General features: G+C 72.2%; 17 protein-coding genes. 14 read left to right on the forward strand and 3 right to left on the reverse strand.

The annotated features are described in order from the left end of the window. Positions 1-176: 176 nt before the first annotated feature. The 8 genes from IH80_RS0132405 to IH80_RS0132435 all read left to right on the forward strand — a co-directional run bounded on the left by IH80_RS0132405 (position 177) and on the right by IH80_RS0132435 (position 6,888). Entirely contained in the window at positions 177-830 is a 654-nt protein-coding gene (locus IH80_RS0132405) for an HAD family hydrolase (protein ID WP_030965227.1), read from the forward strand. 43 nt (positions 831-873) lie between these two features. Next, positions 874-2,115 (forward strand): MFS transporter, encoded by a 1,242-nt coding sequence (locus tag IH80_RS0132410; RefSeq protein ID WP_030965229.1) that lies wholly within the window; start codon positions 874-876, stop codon positions 2,113-2,115. Beyond that, positions 2,087-3,235, forward strand: coding sequence for an acetoin utilization protein AcuC (locus IH80_RS0132415; protein ID WP_030965230.1), 1,149 nt, complete (start codon positions 2,087-2,089; stop codon positions 3,233-3,235). The genes IH80_RS0132410 and IH80_RS0132415 overlap by 29 nt, the downstream gene beginning before the upstream one ends. Before the next feature lie 96 nt (positions 3,236-3,331). Then, a complete protein-coding gene (locus tag IH80_RS0132420) occupies positions 3,332-4,162 on the forward strand; it encodes a phosphatase (protein ID WP_030965231.1) in 831 nt (276 codons plus the stop codon). A 114-nt stretch (positions 4,163-4,276) separates the two neighbouring features. Beyond that, a complete protein-coding gene (locus tag IH80_RS0132425) occupies positions 4,277-4,486 on the forward strand; it encodes a helix-turn-helix domain-containing protein (RefSeq protein ID WP_008738568.1) in 210 nt (69 codons plus the stop codon). 142 nt (positions 4,487-4,628) lie between these two features. Beyond that, positions 4,629-4,727: a 30S ribosomal protein bS22 gene (locus IH80_RS42980; RefSeq protein WP_003948845.1), complete on the forward strand. Its 99-nt coding sequence runs from the start codon at positions 4,629-4,631 to the stop codon at positions 4,725-4,727. 95 nt (positions 4,728-4,822) lie between these two features. Continuing rightward, positions 4,823-5,899, forward strand: coding sequence for an NAD-dependent epimerase/dehydratase family protein (locus IH80_RS0132430; RefSeq protein WP_037881800.1), 1,077 nt, complete (start codon positions 4,823-4,825; stop codon positions 5,897-5,899). Beyond that, positions 5,899-6,888, forward strand: a complete 990-nt coding sequence (locus IH80_RS0132435) for a lysophospholipid acyltransferase family protein (RefSeq protein ID WP_030965234.1) — start codon at positions 5,899-5,901, stop codon at positions 6,886-6,888. Before IH80_RS0132430 ends, IH80_RS0132435 begins: the two co-directional genes overlap by 1 nt. A 61-nt stretch (positions 6,889-6,949) precedes the next feature. Here the strand turns inward: IH80_RS0132435 and IH80_RS0132440 are convergent, their stop codons facing one another. From IH80_RS0132440 to IH80_RS0132450, 3 genes are all read right to left on the reverse strand, one after another. Then, the gene (locus IH80_RS0132440; protein ID WP_030965235.1) at positions 6,950-8,158 is read right to left on the reverse strand and encodes a DUF5667 domain-containing protein; all 1,209 of its coding nucleotides are present in this window, start codon (positions 8,156-8,158) and stop codon (positions 6,950-6,952) included. A gap of 236 nt (positions 8,159-8,394) precedes the next feature. Beyond that, the gene (locus tag IH80_RS0132445) at positions 8,395-9,213 is read right to left on the reverse strand and encodes an ECF subfamily RNA polymerase sigma factor, BldN family (protein ID WP_030833467.1); all 819 of its coding nucleotides are present in this window, start codon (positions 9,211-9,213) and stop codon (positions 8,395-8,397) included. A gap of 371 nt (positions 9,214-9,584) precedes the next feature. Beyond that, positions 9,585-10,568, reverse strand: coding sequence for an HAD family hydrolase (locus tag IH80_RS0132450; RefSeq protein WP_030965236.1), 984 nt, complete (start codon positions 10,566-10,568; stop codon positions 9,585-9,587). Positions 10,569-10,685: 117 nt separating this feature from the next. On the opposite strand from IH80_RS0132450, the gene IH80_RS0132455 reads away from it, so the two are divergent. The 6 genes from IH80_RS0132455 to IH80_RS0132480 all read left to right on the forward strand — a co-directional run bounded on the left by IH80_RS0132455 (position 10,686) and on the right by IH80_RS0132480 (position 17,996). Continuing rightward, positions 10,686-10,964, forward strand: coding sequence for a glutaredoxin family protein (locus tag IH80_RS0132455; RefSeq protein WP_030965238.1), 279 nt, complete (start codon positions 10,686-10,688; stop codon positions 10,962-10,964). A 272-nt stretch (positions 10,965-11,236) separates the two neighbouring features. Beyond that, positions 11,237-12,046: a redox-sensing transcriptional repressor Rex gene (locus tag IH80_RS0132460; RefSeq protein ID WP_030965239.1), complete on the forward strand. Its 810-nt coding sequence runs from the start codon at positions 11,237-11,239 to the stop codon at positions 12,044-12,046. Further along, the gene (locus tag IH80_RS0132465; RefSeq protein WP_030965241.1) at positions 12,043-13,737 is read left to right on the forward strand and encodes a glutamyl-tRNA reductase; all 1,695 of its coding nucleotides are present in this window, start codon (positions 12,043-12,045) and stop codon (positions 13,735-13,737) included. Before IH80_RS0132460 ends, IH80_RS0132465 begins: the two co-directional genes overlap by 4 nt. Then, complete coding sequence (gene hemC / locus IH80_RS0132470) at positions 13,734-14,702, forward strand: hydroxymethylbilane synthase (protein WP_030965243.1); 969 nt, start codon at positions 13,734-13,736, stop codon at positions 14,700-14,702. Before IH80_RS0132465 ends, hemC begins: the two co-directional genes overlap by 4 nt. After that, on the forward strand, positions 14,699-16,366 hold the full coding sequence (locus IH80_RS0132475) for a uroporphyrinogen-III synthase (RefSeq protein WP_030965244.1): 1,668 nt from the start codon (positions 14,699-14,701) through the stop codon (positions 16,364-16,366). The genes hemC and IH80_RS0132475 overlap by 4 nt, the downstream gene beginning before the upstream one ends. A 154-nt stretch (positions 16,367-16,520) precedes the next feature. Beyond that, complete coding sequence (locus tag IH80_RS0132480) at positions 16,521-17,996, forward strand: HEAT repeat domain-containing protein (protein ID WP_051810193.1); 1,476 nt, start codon at positions 16,521-16,523, stop codon at positions 17,994-17,996. Positions 17,997-18,365: the final 369 nt, after the last annotated feature.

Below are 18,365 nucleotides of genomic sequence, written 5' to 3' on the forward strand. Positions count from 1 at the left end.
TGGTACTGCAGGGGGGACCCTGTGGGAGAGTAGGACGCCGCCGAACAATCATTGTGGGAAAGCCCCGCACCTTCTGGTGCGGGGCTTTTCTGCGTTCACGGGCCGGTCGGGTGACCCCGTGTCGGGCTGGGCACGGCGGAACCGTCCGGCATCCGATTCCTCCGTAATGTGGGGGTATGGGCTACGACCTTGTCATCTTCGACAACGACGGCGTGCTGGTGGACAGCGAGCCGCTCGCCAACAACGTCCTCGCGGGGTACCTGACCGAGCTGGGGCACCCGACCACCTACGAGGAGTCGGTCCGCGACTACATGGGCGCCGCCGTGCACCAGGTGCACGACCTCGTCCAGGAGCGGACGGGGGAGCGGCTGCCGGCGGACTTCGACGAGACGCTGCACGCGCGGACCTGCGCCGCGTTCGAGCAGGAGCTGAAGCCCGTGCCCGGAGTGGAGGAGGTCCTCGGGGCGCTGACCGCCCACGGGATCGGGTACTGCCTGGCCTCCTCCGGCAGTCACGAGCGGATCCGCGTCGGGCACCGGGTGGCCGGCCTCGACGGGTGGTTCGAAGAAGAGTGGATCTTCAGCGTCGACGACGTGGGACAGGGCAAGCCGGCACCCGACCTCTACCTGCACGCCGCACGGCAGATGGGCGTCGAGCCCACGCGGTGCGTCGTCATCGAGGCCAGCCCCCGCGGGATCGAGGCCGCCGCGGCCGCCGGGATGGACGTGTACGGGTTCACCGCGCTGCTGCCCGCGGACCGGCTCCCCGGAGCCACCGGCTACTTCGGCGACATGATGCAGCTCCCGCTGATCCTGCAACTGCCCGTGTGATCTCTCTACCCACGGGTAGCCCCGGGGCCTACGCTGACCCGCCATGACGGATGATGTGCGGCTGCAGCGCGGCCGTGGCGCCCTGGGGTTCAGCTTCTTCGTGCAGGGCGTCACCTTCGCCCTGCTCGTCACCCGGATCCCGGCCATCCAGGACCGGTACGGGATATCCGACGGGCTGCTGCCCGTCTTCCTCGCCGCGGTGCCGGTCCTCGCGGGTGCGGCCAGCGTCGGTACCGAGCACCTGGTCAAGCGGGTCGCGCCCAGCGTCGTCCTGCGGTGGGCCCAGCCGCTGGTCCTGCTGTCCCTGCTCGGGGTGGGCGCCGGCGAGCGGCTGTGGCACGTGGCGGTGGCCCTGGGGGCGTTCGGACTGTCGGTGGGCGCGCTGGACGCCTCGATGAACATGCTCGGGGTCAGCCTGCAGCGGGCGTACGGGCGCAGCATCATGCTGGGCTTCCACGCCGCGTACAGCCTGGGCGGGATCCTGGGGGCTTCGGCGGCCTGGTACGGGGCGCACGCACACCTGGGGCTGCTCGTCAGCTACCTGCCGGCCGTGGCCGTGCTGGTGCCGTGCGTGCTGCTGGGCAGCCGGTACTACGTGGACCGGACGGACCGCCCGGACCACGAGGATCCGGAGGGTCTGCCGGAGAAGGGGCTGGGGGCCGGGGGGTTCGCGCTCCTGCTGCCGCTCTGCCTGGTGATGGCGTGCGCGTACATCGGGGACTCGACGGTCGCGAACTGGAGTGCCAAGTACCTCCAGGACGTGCTCGGGAGCTCGGAGCAGACGGCGACCGTCCCCTACAACGTCTACATGGTGACGACCCTCGTGGGGCGGGCCGTGGGGGACCTGGGTGTGCGGCGGTTCGGGGCCGTGGCCGTGGTGCGGTGCGGGACCCTGCTCGCCGCCGCGGGGTTCGCCGTGGTGGCGGCCGCGCCGGCGGTGTGGGCGGGGATGCTCGGCTTCACGCTGCTGGGGATCGGGCTGTGCGTGATCGTGCCGCAGACCTTCGCTGCCGCGGGGAGGCTGTTCCCGGGGGCGTCCGACACGGCGGTGGCGCGGCTGAACATCTTCAACTACGTCGGGTTCCTGATCGGGTCGCCGCTCGTCGGTGCGATCGGCGACGCCTGGAGCTACCGGGGCGCGATGCTGGTGCCGATGGTCCTCGTCCTGATCACGCTGTTCCATGCCCGCTCGTTCGGGCCGCGGGAGGCCCGATACGGTGTCGACCATGAGCGGCGAGCCGGTGACCGGGCTGTTGATGTGGGACGAGGCGGTAACGGGGTATGACTTCGGACCGAGCCATCCGATGGACCCGGTGCGCCTGGCGCTGACCATGGGCCTGGTGCGCGCCTTCGGGCTGGACCGGCAGATGGAGGTGCGGGCGGCCCGGCCGGCCGGGGAGTCGACGCTGAGGCTCGTCCACCGGGAGGACTACGTCGCTGCGGTGCGCGAGGTGTCGGCCGACCCGGGTGCCGCCGACGGGTCGTACGGGCTGGGCACGGTGGACGATCCGGCCTTCCACGGGATGCACGAGGCGTCCGCGCTGATCGCCGGGCAGTCCGTGGCGGGTGCGGAGGCGATCTGGCGCGGGGAGGCCGGGCACGCCGTGAACTTCGCCGGCGGGCTGCACCACGCCATGCCGGGCGGAGCGGCCGGTTTCTGCGTGTACAACGACGCGTCGCTGGCCATCGCCCGGCTGCTGGAGCTGGGTGCGGAACGGGTCGCGTACGTGGACGTGGACGTCCACCACGGGGACGGCGTGCAGGCCGCCTTCTGGGACGACCCGCGGGTGCTGACGATCTCGCTGCACGAGCATCCGCGGACGCTGTTCCCGCAGACGGGCTGGCCGGAGGAGACCGGGGGCCCGGCGGCGGAGGGGTCGGCGGTGAACGTGGCGCTGCCGGCCGGCACCGGGGACGAGGGATGGCTGCGGGCGTTCCACGCGACGGTGCCGGAGCTGCTGGCGGACTTCCGGCCGCAGGTGCTGGTGACCCAGCACGGGGCCGACACCCACTTCGAGGACCCCCTCGCGCACCTGGCGGTGTCCCTGGACGCCCAGCGGGCCGTGCAGGAGGCCTGCCACCAGCTGGCGCACGAGTACGCGGACGGGAGGTGGCTGGCGCTGGGCGGCGGTGGGTACGCGGTGGTGGACGTCGTTCCGCGGTCGTGGACGCATCTGGTGGCGATCGCCGCGCACCGGCCGGTGGATCCGGAGACGGCGGTCCCGGCTTCGTGGCGCGACGAGGTGTACGCGCGGACGCGGCAGTTGGCGCCGGGGCGGATGACGGACGGGCGGAGCCCGTCGTGGCGGGACTGGGACGCGGGCTACGACCCGGCGGACCGAACGGATCAGGCCGTTCTCGCCACCCGGAGGGCGGTCTTCCCGCTGCGCGGCATGCTGACCTGAGGTCCGGTGTGCGGCCGTTGATGCATCGTTACGCCAACTGTGGGGCTGTTCGCCGGAATTGATGACCCGACAGGTGGGGTGGGGGAGCATCGGAGGGTGTTGAGCACCGGCGCGTTGCGTGCGCATCTGCTGGCCGCCCGGTTGGCCGGGCCCGTCGCCACCTCCCGGGAGGAGAGCCTGCGCAGCTACCGGCTGTTCGCGGCGCGGGATCCGCGGGTGCTGCTGGGGCTGGATCCCGAGGGGGGCTGGGGCGAGGGTGATCTGCTGAGGCTGATGGCGGACAAGTGCGGTGTCTCGGCGGACCCTTCGCACGTCAACGGGCCGGACGTGATCGATCCGGAGCGGACGGTGGCCGCGTTGGAGGCGTTCGCGGGGCGGTTGCGGGAGGCGGCGAGGGCGGGGTCGCGGGTGCTGTTCGGGACCGGTCATCCGCATCGGCTCCTGGGTTTCTACGCCGGTTTGGCCGAGGCGATGTCGGCGGCGGGATGTGTTGTCCTCACCCCGGCGCAGGGGGTACGTGTCGACATGGCGACCCGGTTCGGCGTACGCACGCACTGCATCGCCTACGTACGGGGGGTCGCACTGGTGCGGGAACCCGGCGTGCGGGTGCCGGGGAGTGCGACCGGCGTGCACAGTCATTCGCCCCTGCCGGTTCGGGTGGCTCTGGGGGCCCTCGCGGAGGCCGGCGGGCCGCTGCCGGACCTGGTGGTGGGTGACCACGGATGGGTCTGCGGTGCAGGTCAGCTCGGCGTGGAGGCGATCGGGCTGGCGGACACCGATGATCCCGCGCTGTTCGTGGGGGAGGCGGAGGGGCGGGTGTCGGTGGCCGTTCCGCTTGATGATGCGGTGCGATCGGACTACTACCGTCCGCTTGCCCGGTACGTGCTGGGCCGGGCGAGTCTGACGGGGCGGCAGGAGTGGCCGTAGCTCCTCTTCCCCACTCGTATCACGCGCCCCTACTCTGGGGAGTGAGCGTGCGACGACGAGGAGTAACCGGAGGGGAAGCCGGTGCCCGTCATGCGCGGAAGGTCAAGGTGTGTCATGGCTGCTGGCGAGAGGCCTCTCAGTGAGGTTCAGTTCCTGACCGTGGCGGAGGTCGCCTCGGTGATGCGAGTGTCGAAGATGACCGTGTACCGGCTGGTGCACAACGGTCATCTGCCCGCAATCCGGGTGGGCCGGTCCTTCCGGGTCCCCGAGAACGCGGTCCATGAGTACCTCCGAGAGTCCTATGTGGGGGTGGAGTCGGCCTGAGACTGACGGGCCCTGACGCCTTCGTAACCCCTGGGAAGCACTCGGATTACGGGCTCGGAGCTCGGGCGGGTAGGCTAGGCCGACGTAGGTCGTGTGGGCCCAGACGCCCCGCACCAGTGAAGAGAAGTGAGCGAGGGTAGTCGTGGGCTCTGTTATCAAGAAGCGGCGCAAGCGGATGGCTAAGAAGAAGCACCGCAAGCTGCTCAAGCGCACCCGCGTCCAGCGCCGTAACAAGAAGTAAACGGCAGCTGTACGTGTTCTCCGCAGCCCCTCCACCATCCTTGGTGGAGGGGCTGCGGTGCAGCCGGGTACTTCTTCGAGGGAGGCGCTGAGCTCGTGGGGAAGGTCGTGCTCGTCACCGGGGCTGCCCGGCAGCTGGGCGGCCGCTTCGTGCGCCGGATCCAGCGTGACCCGGAGGTCGAGCGGGTGATCGCGGTGGACGCCGCGACGCCGCCGCACCGGCTGGGGTCGGCGGAGTTCGTCCGTACGGACATCAGGCAGTCGTCGATCGCCAGGGTCCTCGCCGAGCACGCCGTGGACACGGTGGTCCATCTGGCGGTCACGGGAGGCCGGCCGGTCGGGGGCGGCGCGCACAGCGCCGTGAAGGAGACCAACGTCATCGGGACGATGCAGCTCCTCGGTGCCTGCCAGAAGTCCCCGACGGTCCGGCGGCTGGTGGTGAAGTCCAGTACCAGCGTGTACGGGGGCACCCCGCGGGATCCGGCCGTCTTCACCGAGACCACGCCGCCCAAGTCGCTGCCGTCGGGCGGCTTCGCCAAGGACGCCGCCGAGGTCGAGGGCTACGTACGGGGCTTCGCGCGCCGACGGCCGGACGTCGCGGTGTGCGTGCTGCGGTTCGCGAACATCCTGGGACCCTTCGCCGATTCGGCTCTCGCCGAGTACTTCTCGATGCCGGTCATGCCGACCGTCCTGGGCTACGACCCGCGGCTGCAGTTCGTGCACGAGGACGACGTGCTGGAGGTGCTGCGGCTGGCCGCGCAGGAGCCCCGGCGCGGGACCCTGAACAGCGGGACCTTCAACATCGCGGGTGACGGCGTCCTGCTGCTGTCGCAGTGCTCGCGGCGGCTGGGGCGGCCCACGCTGCCGCTGCTGCTGCCCGCGCTCACCTGGGTGGGGTCCGCGCTGCGGGCGGTCGGGGTCACCGACTTCTCGCCCGAGCAGATGAGGCTGCTCACGCACGGCCGGGTCGTGGAGACCACGCAGATGCGCGAGGTCCTCGGTTTCGAGCCGCTCTACACGACCACCGAGACCTTCGCGGACTTCGCGCGGAGCCGCGGCAACGGGTTGCTGCCGCCCGAGCGGGTCGGACGGGCCGTGGACCGGGTGGCGGCCATGCTGGACGCGGACGGCCTGCGGGACGACGTCGACACGGTTGAAGGAGCGAAGCGATAGTGGCGGACGCCAAGGTCATTCCGTTCGACGAGGACCGGCCGCGCCGGCGGATGCCCCGCCGGGTGCGGGCGGTGCCGGCGCCCGAGCCGGTGGAGCCGGAGCCGGCCGCTCCGGCGCCGGAGCCGGGGGCCGCCCCGGCGGAGCGTGGTGACGACTGGGACCGGCGGATCGCCGGCGGGCTGGCGTTCCTGCGCCGGCGGATCACCGGCGAGTACGAGGTCGACGACTTCGGCTACGACAAGGAGCTGACGGACCAGGTCCTGATGTCCCTGATGCGGCCGCTGTACGACAAGTACTTCCGGGTCGAGGTCAAGGGCATCGAGAACATCCCCGCGGAGGGTGGTGCGCTGATCGTGGCGAACCACTCCGGGACGCTGCCGCTGGACGGGCTGATGCTCCAGGTCGCCGTGCACGACCACCACCCGGCGGACCGTCACCTGCGGCTGCTGGCGGCGGACCTGGTCTTCATGCTGCCGGTGGTGAACGAGCTCGCCCGCAAGGCGGGGCACACGCTGGCGTGCGCGGAGGACGCACAGCGGCTGCTGGAGGCCGGGGAGCTGGTCGGTGTCATGCCGGAGGGCTTCAAGGGGATAGGGAAGCCGTTCGGGGACCGGTACAAGCTCCAGCGCTTCGGGCGGGGCGGGTTCGTGTCGACGGCGCTGCGGGCGGGCACGCCGATCGTGCCCTGCTCGATCGTGGGGGCGGAGGAGATCTACCCCATGGTGGGTAACGCGAAGACGCTGGCGCGGCTGTTGGGGGTTCCGTACTTCCCGATCACGCCCACGTTCCCGTGGCTGGGGCCGCTGGGGGCGGTGCCGCTGCCGACGAAGTGGACGATCCAGTTCGGGGAGCCGATCCCGACCGACGGGTACGCCGCGGAGGCGGCGGAGGACCCCATGCTGATGTTCAACCTGACGGACCAGGTGCGGGAGCAGATCCAGCACACGCTCTACAAACTGCTGGTGCAGCGGAGATCCGTCTTCTTCTGAACGTGCTGCGACGGTGGTGGGCCGGGGCGCCGCCCCGGCCCACCACCGTTTCCGCGTGCTGTTACTCCGCGTCCTCCGCGCCGATGCCCAGGCCAGGGAGGAGACCCGGGAGCAGGGGCGGGAGGGTGATCTCCGGCTTCGGGCCTTCCGGGGTGCCCGCGGGGGGCTGCGCCGACTGTCCCGCGGGCGGGTTGAGCAGGTCGCCCGTACCGCCGAGGAGGCCGCCGTCGGCCGGTGGCCGGGTGCTGCCCGAGGGGGACGGCGCGGGGCTGCTGCCGGAGGGCGTGCCGCCGGCGGGGGCGGAGTGCTTGGCACCGCTGGAGGCGTCGGGCTTGGCGGGGGAGCCCGACGAGCCGCTGCCGCCGCGGGTCTGCTCGGGTGGCTTGGGGAGCAGGCTCTGGAGCGGCGCCACGTCTTCGTCTATGGCCTGGAAGACCGAGTCCACTTCGCCGCCGACGTCGGTGAGCTGCACGGGGAGCTTCTCGCGCAGCTTGCCCCAGGTGTCGCGGTGTGAGCGGGAGAACGACGACAGCGTCTGGATCGGGCCGAGGGATCCGTCCCGGTCGTACGCGGCCTGGAGGAGGCGGTGGCCCTCTTCCGCGTCGTGCTTGACGCCGGAGAGCGCCCGGCGGATCGCGCCCAGGGACTCGTGGTCCAGGGTGCCGGTCCGGCCGCGCTCCATCAGCCTGCGGGCTTCCGACAGGCGGTTGGAGGCCCGGTCGAGATAGAGCTCGCCGCGCTCCGCGTCGTCGTCGGCCATGCCCAGCTTCAGGTCCTCCATGCCCCGCTTCACGGGGTAGAGGTGGTCACCGGGCAGGGCGTCGGAACTGGCAGCGGCCACCCCGCTGAAGGCCCCTGCGGCCACACCCACGGTGAGGCCGCCCGCTGCGATGCCCTTGGACCAGCGGGAGCGGGGCCGCAATTTCCGGAGCGGGGTCGCCCGGTGGGCGCCGCGGCCGGTCCGCTGCTCGGGCACCTGAGGGTCCGAGGCGGCACCGCCCCCGGCCCTCTCCTCCAGCACCATGGCCTCCATGGCGGCAACGAGCTGGGCTCGCTGCACCACTTTGACCTCGGGGTCCAGGGCTGGGCGCGGCATCCGTTCGCCGAGCACGCTCGCCAGGGCCAACAACCGGTCGTGGTCAGCAGATTCGGCAGGTGCCTCGGACTGCTCGGCCGCCGGGTCCGGTTCCGAAAGGTCGGATGGGTTCCGATCCTCCAGGGCCTGGGCGAAGGCGTTCGCCCGCCGGTGCGGGGTCACGTTCGCGATCACTGGCGGCACCTCCTCTCGTCATGACGATCGACTCCCCAAGGTGTCCGGAAGGTTGCCTTCCTTGAGCACGTCCACACTTTCGAGTGAGCGGCTTCGGGCAGGGCGTGTCCACAGGGAGCCTGCATTCCGCACAACGAGCGTCGCGGCAGTTGGGTTACGGACGAAGGATGATCGGACCACAGCGTCATCGAGGGGTCACCGAATGTGAGGTCGGGGAGGGTGTCTGGACGGGTCCGTCAGCGGGCGTCTTCGGGGAGGAGGCGGGCCAGGGTGCGGACCGCCCGGTACTGGAGCGTCTTGATGGCGCCCTCGTTCTTCCCCATCACCCGGGCCGTCTCGGCGACCGAGAGGCCCTGCAGGAAGCGCAGGGTCACGCACTCCTGCTGCTGCGGATTCAGTTTCCGTACGGCCTCCAGCAGGGCCGCGTTGGAGAGGGACTCCAGGACGGAGTCCTCGGGGCTGCGCTCCACCTCGTTGGCGTCGAGCATCTCCCCGGTGGTGACCTCCAGCCTGAAGCGGCTGGACTTGAAGTGGTCCGCCACCAGATTGCGGGCGATCGTCACGAGCCAGGCGCCGAAGTCGCGGCCCTGCCAGGTGAAGGTGGAGATGCGGCGCAGGGCGCGCAGAAAGGTCTCGCTGGTGAGATCCTCCGCAGTCGCCTTGCCGCCTACGCGGTAGTAGATGTAGCGGTAGACCGTGTCGCTGTACTGGTCGTACAGGCGGCCGAAGGCCTCGGCCTCTCCGGCCTGGGCGCGCTCGACCAGGTCCATCATGCGGGCCTGGTCGCTGTCCGCCAGGGGGCGGCGGGGGGCGGCCTGGGTGCTCGTGCCGGCGGCGCCGTTCGAGCCCCCGGCGGCCGAGCGGCCTCGTCTGCCCACGGTGGCCCCGCCGTCGGTCAGGGCGTAGCAGGGCCCGGCCGGGCCGAGGCCGGCAGGAACCGCGGCGGCGAAGGCGGGGGCGGTGTACGCGGTGGGGACGAAGCCGCGCAGGTGGTCGAGGACCGTTGCGCGCAGCTGAGCCAGGCCCGAGGCGTCAACCCCGACAGGTGGGTACACGGGACTCCCAGAGGCAGAGCTTCCATCACGTGCAGTGCGGGGCCGTTCACCCGTCGTGGCGACAGGTGACCGGTGGCATGCGTCTGAGGAGAATAACGCTTCGTACAGGCAGCGCTACACCCAGTTGCACAAATCACCGGTTCCGACACTTCTGTTGCGTGTCGAGGGCATATTCGATCGCGGTTGGTGATCGATTCTTGATCGCTTGGATGCGCGGAATGGACGCTTCCAAGGGGGCGTGCGACCGAGTCGGGCAGGGCGGAGTGCCGCGCCCCGGGCGCGGGTAGGGGTGAGCGAATGCCCGTGGCCGGGGCGGACGGTGGCCCCGGCGGGCGTGGGCGCGGTGTGGCCTGGGCCTGGGCCCGGAGTCGTTACTTGCGGCGCCGGTGCAGGGCGATGGCGGCGGCCGCGCCGCCCGCGATCGCGCCGACCCCGGCGGCCGCCGGGACGCCCACCTTCACGGCCTTGCGGCCGGTCCGATAGTCGCGCAGTCGCCAGTCGTTGATCCGGGCATGCTTGCGCAGTTTTGTGTCGGGATTGATCGCGTACGGATGCCCGACCAGCGACAGCATCGGGATGTCGTTGTGCGAATCGCTGTAGGCGGCGCAGCGTTCGAGTTCGAGGCCCTCGGCGGCGGCCAGGGCGCGGACCGCCTCGGCCTTGGCGGGGCCGTGCAGCGGCTCGCCGACCAGGCGGCCGGTGTAGACGCCGTCGACGGATTCGGCGACGGTGCCCAGGGCGCCGGTCAGGCCGAGGCGGCGGGCGATGATGGTGGCGGTCTCCACGGGCGCTGCGGTGACCAGCCACACCTTCTGTCCGGCGTCGAGGTGGGCCTGGGCCAGGGCGCGGGTGCCGGGCCAGATCCGCTCGGCCATGTACTCGTCGTAGATCTCCTCGCCGATGGCCATCAGTTCGGAGACCTTGTGGCCCTTGACGATGGACAGGGCGCTGTCGCGGGCGTCCTGCATGTGCTCGGGGTCCTCGACGCCGGCGAGCCGGAACCAGGCCTGCTGCCAGGCGAAGCGGGCGAGTTCGCGGCGCCGGAAGAACTCGCGCTTGTAGAGGCCCCGGCCGAAGTGGAAGATCGCGGCGCCCTGCATGACGGTGTTGTCGAGGTCGAAGAAGGCGGCGGCGAGGTCGTCGCCGGCGACGGGGAAGACGGGCTCCGCGGGACCCTCGACCGCTTCCAGCGCTGCGAGGAGTTCGGCGTCGGCTTCTTCGGTCCCGGCCTGGGCGGGCCCTTCGGGCCCGGTCAGCGCGGTCTTGCGGGCGGCTTCGGCCGAGGCCTCCCCGGCCAGCACGCTACGTGCGGTGGCGGAGCGCCTGCGAGGGGTGAGCCATCCGGGAGCGGCCATGACGCGAGCATAGCCACTGTGTTCGGGAGTTCCCGAACCGATGGGAAACGGAGGAGTTAACTCTTCGCGTCGTCACCGACGGAACGGGCGGCCGCGGGGGCGCGGGAGAATGGGGGGATGAGCCCTTTGTTGCGCCGTAAAGAGAAGAAGAGCCCCGGCGAGCGCCTGGTGACGCTCATCGGGAAGCCTGGGTGCCACCTGTGTGACGAAGCCGAGGAAGTCGTCGCGAAGGTCTGTGCCGAGACCGGGGCGCAATGGGAGAAGAAGGACATTTCGCAGGATGCGGAGCTCTACCGGCTGCACTGGGAGCAGATTCCGGTGGTCCTGGTTGACGGCGAACAGCACACCTTCTGGAGGGTGAACCCGGACCGGCTCCGGCGGGCGTTGGGAGCCTGACCCCCTTCCCGGTTACCATCATGGGCGATTTGTGGGGTCTGGGGGCGTATCTGTGAGGAGTGTGCACGGTTTTGCCCCCTTTGGTATTTGAACGGGTTCGGCGTGCCGTCGGTTCCGGGATTGCGTGCCGATGTCGCGTGACCCCGGTCACTTTGGTCGGACAAAGCGGACACAATCTTTGTGCACGCGTTCACAAAGGCATAGCCTGCTGTCGACGGGGCGGTCCTGGGACAAGAGGCCGCCTGCAGCCCCGCTCATCCCGCAGGAGCATCGTGGCAACTGGCCGAACTCACCGACCGGCGACCCGCAGCCGAGGTATTCCCGAGGCCACTGTCGCCCGGCTTCCGCTGTACTTGCGTGCCCTGACCGCGCTCTCCGAGCGATCGGTCCCCACGGTGTCCTCCGAGGAGCTCGCGGCCGCCGCCGGAGTCAACTCCGCCAAGCTGCGCAAGGACTTCTCCTACCTGGGTTCCTACGGCACCCGCGGCGTCGGCTACGACGTCGAGTACCTCGTCTACCAGATCTCCCGCGAGCTCGGCCTGACCCAGGACTGGCCGGTAGTGATCGTCGGCATCGGTAACCTCGGCGCCGCACTCGCCAACTACGGCGGCTTCTCCGCGCGCGGGTTCCGCGTGGCCGCGCTGATCGACGCCGACCCGGCGATGGCCGGCAAGCCGGTCGCCGGCATGGCCGTCCAGCACACCGACGACCTCGAAAAGATCATCGAGGAGAACGGCGTCTCGATCGGCGTCATCGCGACGCCCGCCGGCGCCGCCCAGCAGGTCAGCGAGCGGCTGATCGCGGCCGGGGTCACCTCCATCCTGAACTTCGCGCCGACCGTGCTGTCCGTGCCCGACGGCGTGGACGTGCGCAAGGTCGACCTCTCCATCGAGCTCCAGATCCTCGCCTTCCACGAGCAGCGCAAGGCCGGCGAGGAAGCCGCCGCGGCCGGCACCGAGCCCGGCTCCGCCGTGGGCGGCGCCGCACCCGCCGCAGCCGTCGTGCCGCCGGCCGGACGCACCACCGCCGAAGCGCGCAAGGGCGGCCCCGAGGGTGATGTCCCGGCGGTGATGCCGGCATGAGCCTGCTCGTCGTCGGGCTGAGCCACCGCAGCGCACCCGTGAGCGTGCTGGAGCGCGCCTCGCTGCCGGCCGACGCCAAGACCAAGCTGCTGCACGACACCCTCGCCGCCGAACCGGCGACGGAAGCGACCGTGCTCGCCACGTGCAACCGCATCGAGCTGTACGCGGACGTGGACAAGTTCCACGCCGGAGTCGCCGAGCTGTCCACGCTGCTCGCCCAGCACAGCGGAGTCGCGCTGGAGGAGCTCACCCCGTACCTGTACGTGCACTACGAGGACCGGGCGGTGCACCACCTGTTCTCGGTGGCGTGCGGACTGGACTCCATGGTCGTCGGCGAGGGCCAGATCCTCGGCCAGATCAAGGACGCCCTCGCGCTGGGCCAGGAACAGCACTCCGCCGGCCGGCTGATCAACGACCTGTTCCAGCAGGCGCTGCGGGTCGGCAAGCGCGCGCACTCGGAGACCGGGATCGACCGCGCCGGCCAGTCGCTGGTGACCTTCGGGCTGCAGCAGCTCGCGGTGCACACGCCGGTCGCCGAGTGGGCGTCCGGCAAGCGGGCCCTCGTGATCGGCGCCGGATCGATGTCCTCCCTGGCCGCGGCCACTCTCGCCCGGGTCGGCATCGCCGAGATCGCCGTGGCGAACCGGACCGCCGAGCGGGCCGAGCGACTGGCGGAGATTCTGGTTGCCTCAGGCACGGGAGTGCGGGCTTCGGCCATCCCGATGGCCGAGGTCGCCGATGAGCTGACACGAGTCGACGTGGTCGTGTCCTGCACCGGCGCCACCGGGCTCGTACTGACCGCCGACGACGTGCTCGCCGCCGTGTCCTTCGGCGCCGTCCCCGGACCCGCCCCGGCCGGACCGGTTGCGGCCGACGCCGTGCCTTCCGTCCCGGCACAGGCCGGACCGGGCCCGGCCGACGCCGATGTGCTCGCCCGGCTGGTCGCCGCCGCCGAGGCCGGCGCCCGGCTCGCCGACGCCGGAGCCGCGCGGACCATCAGCGCGCCCGCGGACACCGAGGCCGACGGCTGCCCCGTCGGGCTCGACGGACGCTCCGCCCTGACCGGCGTCGACGCCAGCTCCCTCGAACTGCACGGGACCTGGGCCGACCAGGGCGAGGCCGCCGCGCAGCGGCAGCCCCGCCGCAGCGCCCGTACGCAGGCCCACGCCACCGATGTCCGGCTCGCGCTGCTCGACCTGGCCATGCCCAGGGACATCGACGCCGCCGTGCACCGGATCCCCGGCGTCCGGCTCGTGGACATCGAATCCCTCGCCGAGGCGTCCGCCGACGCCCCGATGGCGGCCGACGTCGACGCCGTACGCGGGATCGTCGCCCAGGAGGTCGCCGCCTTCGGCGCGGCGCAGCGGGCCGCCCACATCACGCCCACCGTCGTCGCCCTGCGGGCCATGGCGGCCGAGGTCGTGGCCATGGAAGTGGCCCGCCTCGACGGGCGGCTCCCCGACCTCGACGAGCGACAGCGCGCCGAGGTCACCCAGACCGTGCGCCGCGTCGTGGACAAGCTCCTCCACGCGCCGACCGTGCGCGTCAAGCAGCTCGCGAGCGAGCCCGGCGGCGCCGGGTACGCCGACGCACTGCGCGAACTCTTCGACCTCGACCCTCAGACGGTTGCTTCCGTCAGCCGGGCGGACGCGGCCGATCCGAAGAACGACGACCCAGGACGGGCATCATGAACACACGTCCCGACCAGCCGCTGCGGCTCGGTACGCGGCGGAGCAAGCTGGCCATGTCCCAGTCGGGGCACGTCGCCGACGCGGTCCGGGCGCTCACCGGCCGGCCCGTCGAACTCGTGGAGATCACGACGTACGGCGACGTCTCGCGCGAGCACCTCGCCCAGATCGGCGGGACCGGCGTGTTCGTCACCGCCCTGCGGGACGCGCTGCTGCGCGGTGAGGTCGACTTCGCCGTGCACTCGCTGAAGGACCTGCCGACCACGCAGCCCGACGACCTCGTCATCGCGGCCATGCCGCAGCGCGAGGACGCCCGCGACGCACTCGTCGCCCGCGACGGCCTGACCTTCGAGCAGCTGCCCGACGGCGCCCGCATCGGCACCGGCTCGCCCCGCCGCACCGCCCAGCTGAACCACCTCGCGCGCTCGCTCGGCAAGCGGATCGAGACGGTGCCCATCCGCGGCAACGTCGACACCCGCATCGGATTCGTGCGCGACGGCGAGCTCGACGCCGTCGTCCTGGCGGCGGCCGGCCTGAACCGGATCGGCCGCGGCGACGAGGCCACCGAACTGCTGTCCGTCGACAGCATCCTCCCCGCCCCCGGCCAGGGAGCCCTGGCCGTGGAGTGCCCCGCGTCCTCCACGGACCTCATCGCCGCGCTCAGCAGGCTCGACGACCCGCACACCCGGGCCGCCGTGACCGCGGAGCGTTCTCTGCTCGCCGCCCTGGAGGCCGGCTGCAGCGCACCCGTGGGCGCGTTCGCCGACCTGCTGGCCGACGGACGGATTGTCAATGAAATGCGCCTGCGCGGCGTCGTCGGAACCCTCGACGGCTCGACGCTGGTGCAGCTGTCCACCACCGGTCCCGTGCCCCAGTCGTACGACGAGGCCATGGCGCTCGGCCGCGAACTCGCGGACGAGATGCTGGCCAAGGGCGCGGCCGGTCTGATGGGGGAGCGATCGCTTTGAACCCCTCAATTCCGACCACCTCCGCTCTTCCGGCCGTCGCCGCCCACGGGCGCGTCACCTTCCTCGGCGCAGGCCCGGGCGACCCGGGTCTGCTGACGCTGCGCGCCGTCGAGGCGCTCGCCGCCGCGGACGTACTGATCGCGGAACCCGAGGTGCTCGAGGTCGTACGGACGCATGCGCGCGCGGGTGTCGACACGCCGCAGCTGACGGTGGCTGACGAGTTGTCAGCAGCCGCCGGGGTCCCGGTGATCCGGGACGCGGCCAATCTTGTCATGGAGGCCGCACGCTCCGGCAGGCGGGTCGTGCGTGCCGTCACGGGCGACCCCGGACTCGACGGCAACGCCGCCGACGAGATGCTCGCGTGCGCGGCCGAGGGGATCCCCTTCGAGGTGGTGCCCGGCGTCGCGACCGCCGTCGGCGTGCCCGCGTACGCCGGTGTCCCGCTGCGTGACAAGCAGGGCGCGGACGTGCGGTTCGTCGACGCGAAGACCGCGTCGGCGCGCTGCTGGAGCGAGGCCGGGACCAGCGACGGGATCCTCGTCGTCTCCGCGACGCTGGAGACGGCCTCGGCCGCCGCCGCCGAGCTGGTGAGCGCCGGGCGCAAGCCCGACACCCCGCTGACCGTGACGGTCTCCGGCACGACCACGCGCCAGCGGACCTGGTCGGCGACCCTGGGCACGATCGCCCAGGTGTTCAAGCAGGGCAAGGTGCTGCCCTCGCCCGAAGGCGCCCGCCCCGTCATATGCGTGGTCGGCGAGCACGGCGCCGCCGCGCGCCGCGAGGACCTGTCCTGGTTCGAGTCGAAGCCGCTGTTCGGCTGGCGGGTCCTCGTACCGCGGACGAAGGAACAGGCCGCCTCGCTCTCCGACCAGCTGCGTTCCTACGGCGCGGTGCCGCACGAGGTGCCGACGATCGCCGTGGAGCCGCCGCGCACCCCGCAGCAGATGGAGCGCGCGGTCAAGGGCCTGGTGACGGGCCGCTACGAGTGGATCGCCTTCACCTCGGTCAACGCCGTCAAGGCCGTCCGCGAGAAGTTCGAGGAGTACGGGCTCGACGCGCGCGCCTTCGCGGGCATCAAGGTCGCCGCGGTGGGCGAGCAGACCGCGGCCTCGCTGGTGGAGTTCGGCGTCAAGCCGGACCTCGTGCCGAGCGGGGAGCAGTCCGCGGCCGGGCTGCTGGAGGACTGGCCGCCGTACGACCCGGTCTTCGACCCGATCGACCGCGTCTTCCTGCCGCGGGCCGACATCGCCACGGAGACGCTGGTCGCCGGGCTGATCGAGCTCGGGTGGGAGGTCGACGACGTCACCGCCTACCGGACCGTGCGCGCGTCGCCGCCGCCGGCGGACACGCGCGAGGCGATCAAGGGCGGCGGTTTCGACGCCGTTCTCTTCACGTCCTCGTCGACCGTCCGCAACCTGGTCGGCATCGCGGGCAAGCCGCACAACGTGACCGTCATCGCCTGTATCGGGCCGGCGACGGCCAAGACCGCCGAGGAGCACGGCCTGCGGGTCGACGTCCTCTCCCCGGAGCCGTCGGTGTCGAAGCTGGCGGAGGCCCTCGCCGAGTACGGCGCGGCGCGCCGCGAGGCGGCCAAGGCGGCCGGCGAGACGGTGTTCCGCCCGAGCGAACGCCGCCCGGGCGCGCGGCGGCGCCGTACCACGTGATCGGCTTAGCCGGCCGGACGCGGTCCGGAGCAGCGGTCGAGGGGCCCGGGTGCACACGCACCCGGGCCCCTCGCGCTTGCGTAATCCCGTTGTGCGGCGGGGTGCTGTCCGGAAAGGATCGCCGCCGGACGGAACGGGGACACGGGGGAGCGGAATGGCGGACGGGGACGCGCAACTGGTGGCGGCGGTTCGGGCAGGGAACCTTCGGGAGGTCAACGCCCTGCTGTGGCCCGGGGGTAATCCCGACGCGGCCGACGAGGACGGCCTGCCGGTGCTGTGCACGGCGGTGGCCGCAGGCGAAGAGGAGATCGCCGAGGCCCTGCTGCGCGCCGGAGCCGATCCCGAGGCGGTGGGCGCGGACGGCGCGCCCGTGCTGTGGACAACGGTAGCCGCGTTCGCCCACAGGCCCGTCGCAGCCCTCGTCACGGCAGGGGCCGACCCCCACCAGGTACTGCCGGACGGAACGACCCCGCTGCTGCGGGCCGTCGAGGGCGGCTCCCCGGCCACGGTCACGGCGCTGCTGTGGGGGCAGTACCTCCCGGCGCCGGAACTGCCCCTGGCGCAGCCGGTGCGCGAGCGGCTGCTCGCCGCGGCCCGCCACTGGTACGAGACGGGTGCGGAGGCGGAACTGCGCCGCCGCACCGGCGCCACCGGCCCGGCGAAGACCTCGAGCGTCGACGACGACTGGCACGAGGTCGAGCAGATCACGCTCGGCGGGCGGACCGTCCGCGCCGGACACGGCGCCGTCCTGACCACCCTGGAGGCGGCCTTCGGCGTCCCGACCCCGCTGACGGAACTGGTGGCCCGCGCCGTCCGGCACCCCGACCCCGGCCACGTGGACTGGCGCGAGTCCAGCACCCGGCTGGGCAGACGCCCCGACGAGGAAGCCCGGGAACTGGTGACGTCCCTGCGGCACCATCCGTCCGCAGACCACCGGCGCTTCGCCGCCGACGTGCTGGGGTCCCGGCAGTACTTCCTGAAGGGCACGGCGTACCCGCACCACGCGGAAGACCGCGACTTCCTCGCCGCCTGGGCGGAGACGGAGACGGACGCCGTGGTTCTCGCCGAGGTGCTCCGGGCCCTCACCGAGCACGCCGAGGAACACCCCCGACTGGAGGCCATCGGCCTCCGGCACGCCGGCCACCCCGATCCGCTGGTGCGCCGGATGGTGTCCGACTGCCTCTGGTGGCCCGACCGGCACCTGACGGTCGAGGCCGCTGCTGCGCTACGGGCCCTGACACACGATGCGGACGCCGAGGTGCGCTTCCAAGCCGCGCTGATCCTGGTCGGGGACGAACGCCAAGACCTGGACGGACCCCGGGCTGTCGTACGGGACCTGGTCCGCGACCCGCACAGCCCGATGCGCGGGGGAGCCGCCGAGGCCCTGGCCGAGTCCGACGACCGCACGGCCGACGCCACGGAGCTGCTGCTGTCTCTCCTGGACACCGACGACCGCATCCTGCGCCTGGTCGGAGCCTACGGCCTGGCCCGGCGGGACGACCCTCGCACCCCGGAGGCGTACGCGCGGGTGGAGGAGCTCGGCCCGATCCACCTGCCCGCCCACCGGGCGAACGCGCTCGAAGACTGGCTCGGACGCAATGAGGCGTTGCCCCACGGGGGGGACGGATGACGGAGGGAGACGCCGCATTGCGGCGGCGGTAAGGGCGGGCGATTCCGAGCCGGTACGCGACCTGCTCGGCGCGGGCGCCGCCCCGACACGGTGGGGGACGACGGCCTGCCGGTGCTGTGCGCGGCGGTGGCGGCGTTCGCGTACGGGGTCGCCGAGGCACTGGTCGCGGCAGGCGCCGACCCGGACCAGCGACTGCCGGACGGCACGACCCCGCTCCTGCGGGCGATCGAGGCGTCCGAGGCTGCCTGCGCCACCGCTCGGGGCGCGGACCGCGCCGGAGATCACCGAGGACCAGGACGTCCGGCTCAGCGCCGCCTACGGCCTGGCCCTGCGCGACGACCCGCGCACGGTGGAGGCGTACGCGCGTGT

The organism is Streptomyces sp. NRRL S-378 (assembly GCF_000720645.1).
Lineage (GTDB): Bacteria > Actinomycetota > Actinomycetes > Streptomycetales > Streptomycetaceae > Streptomyces.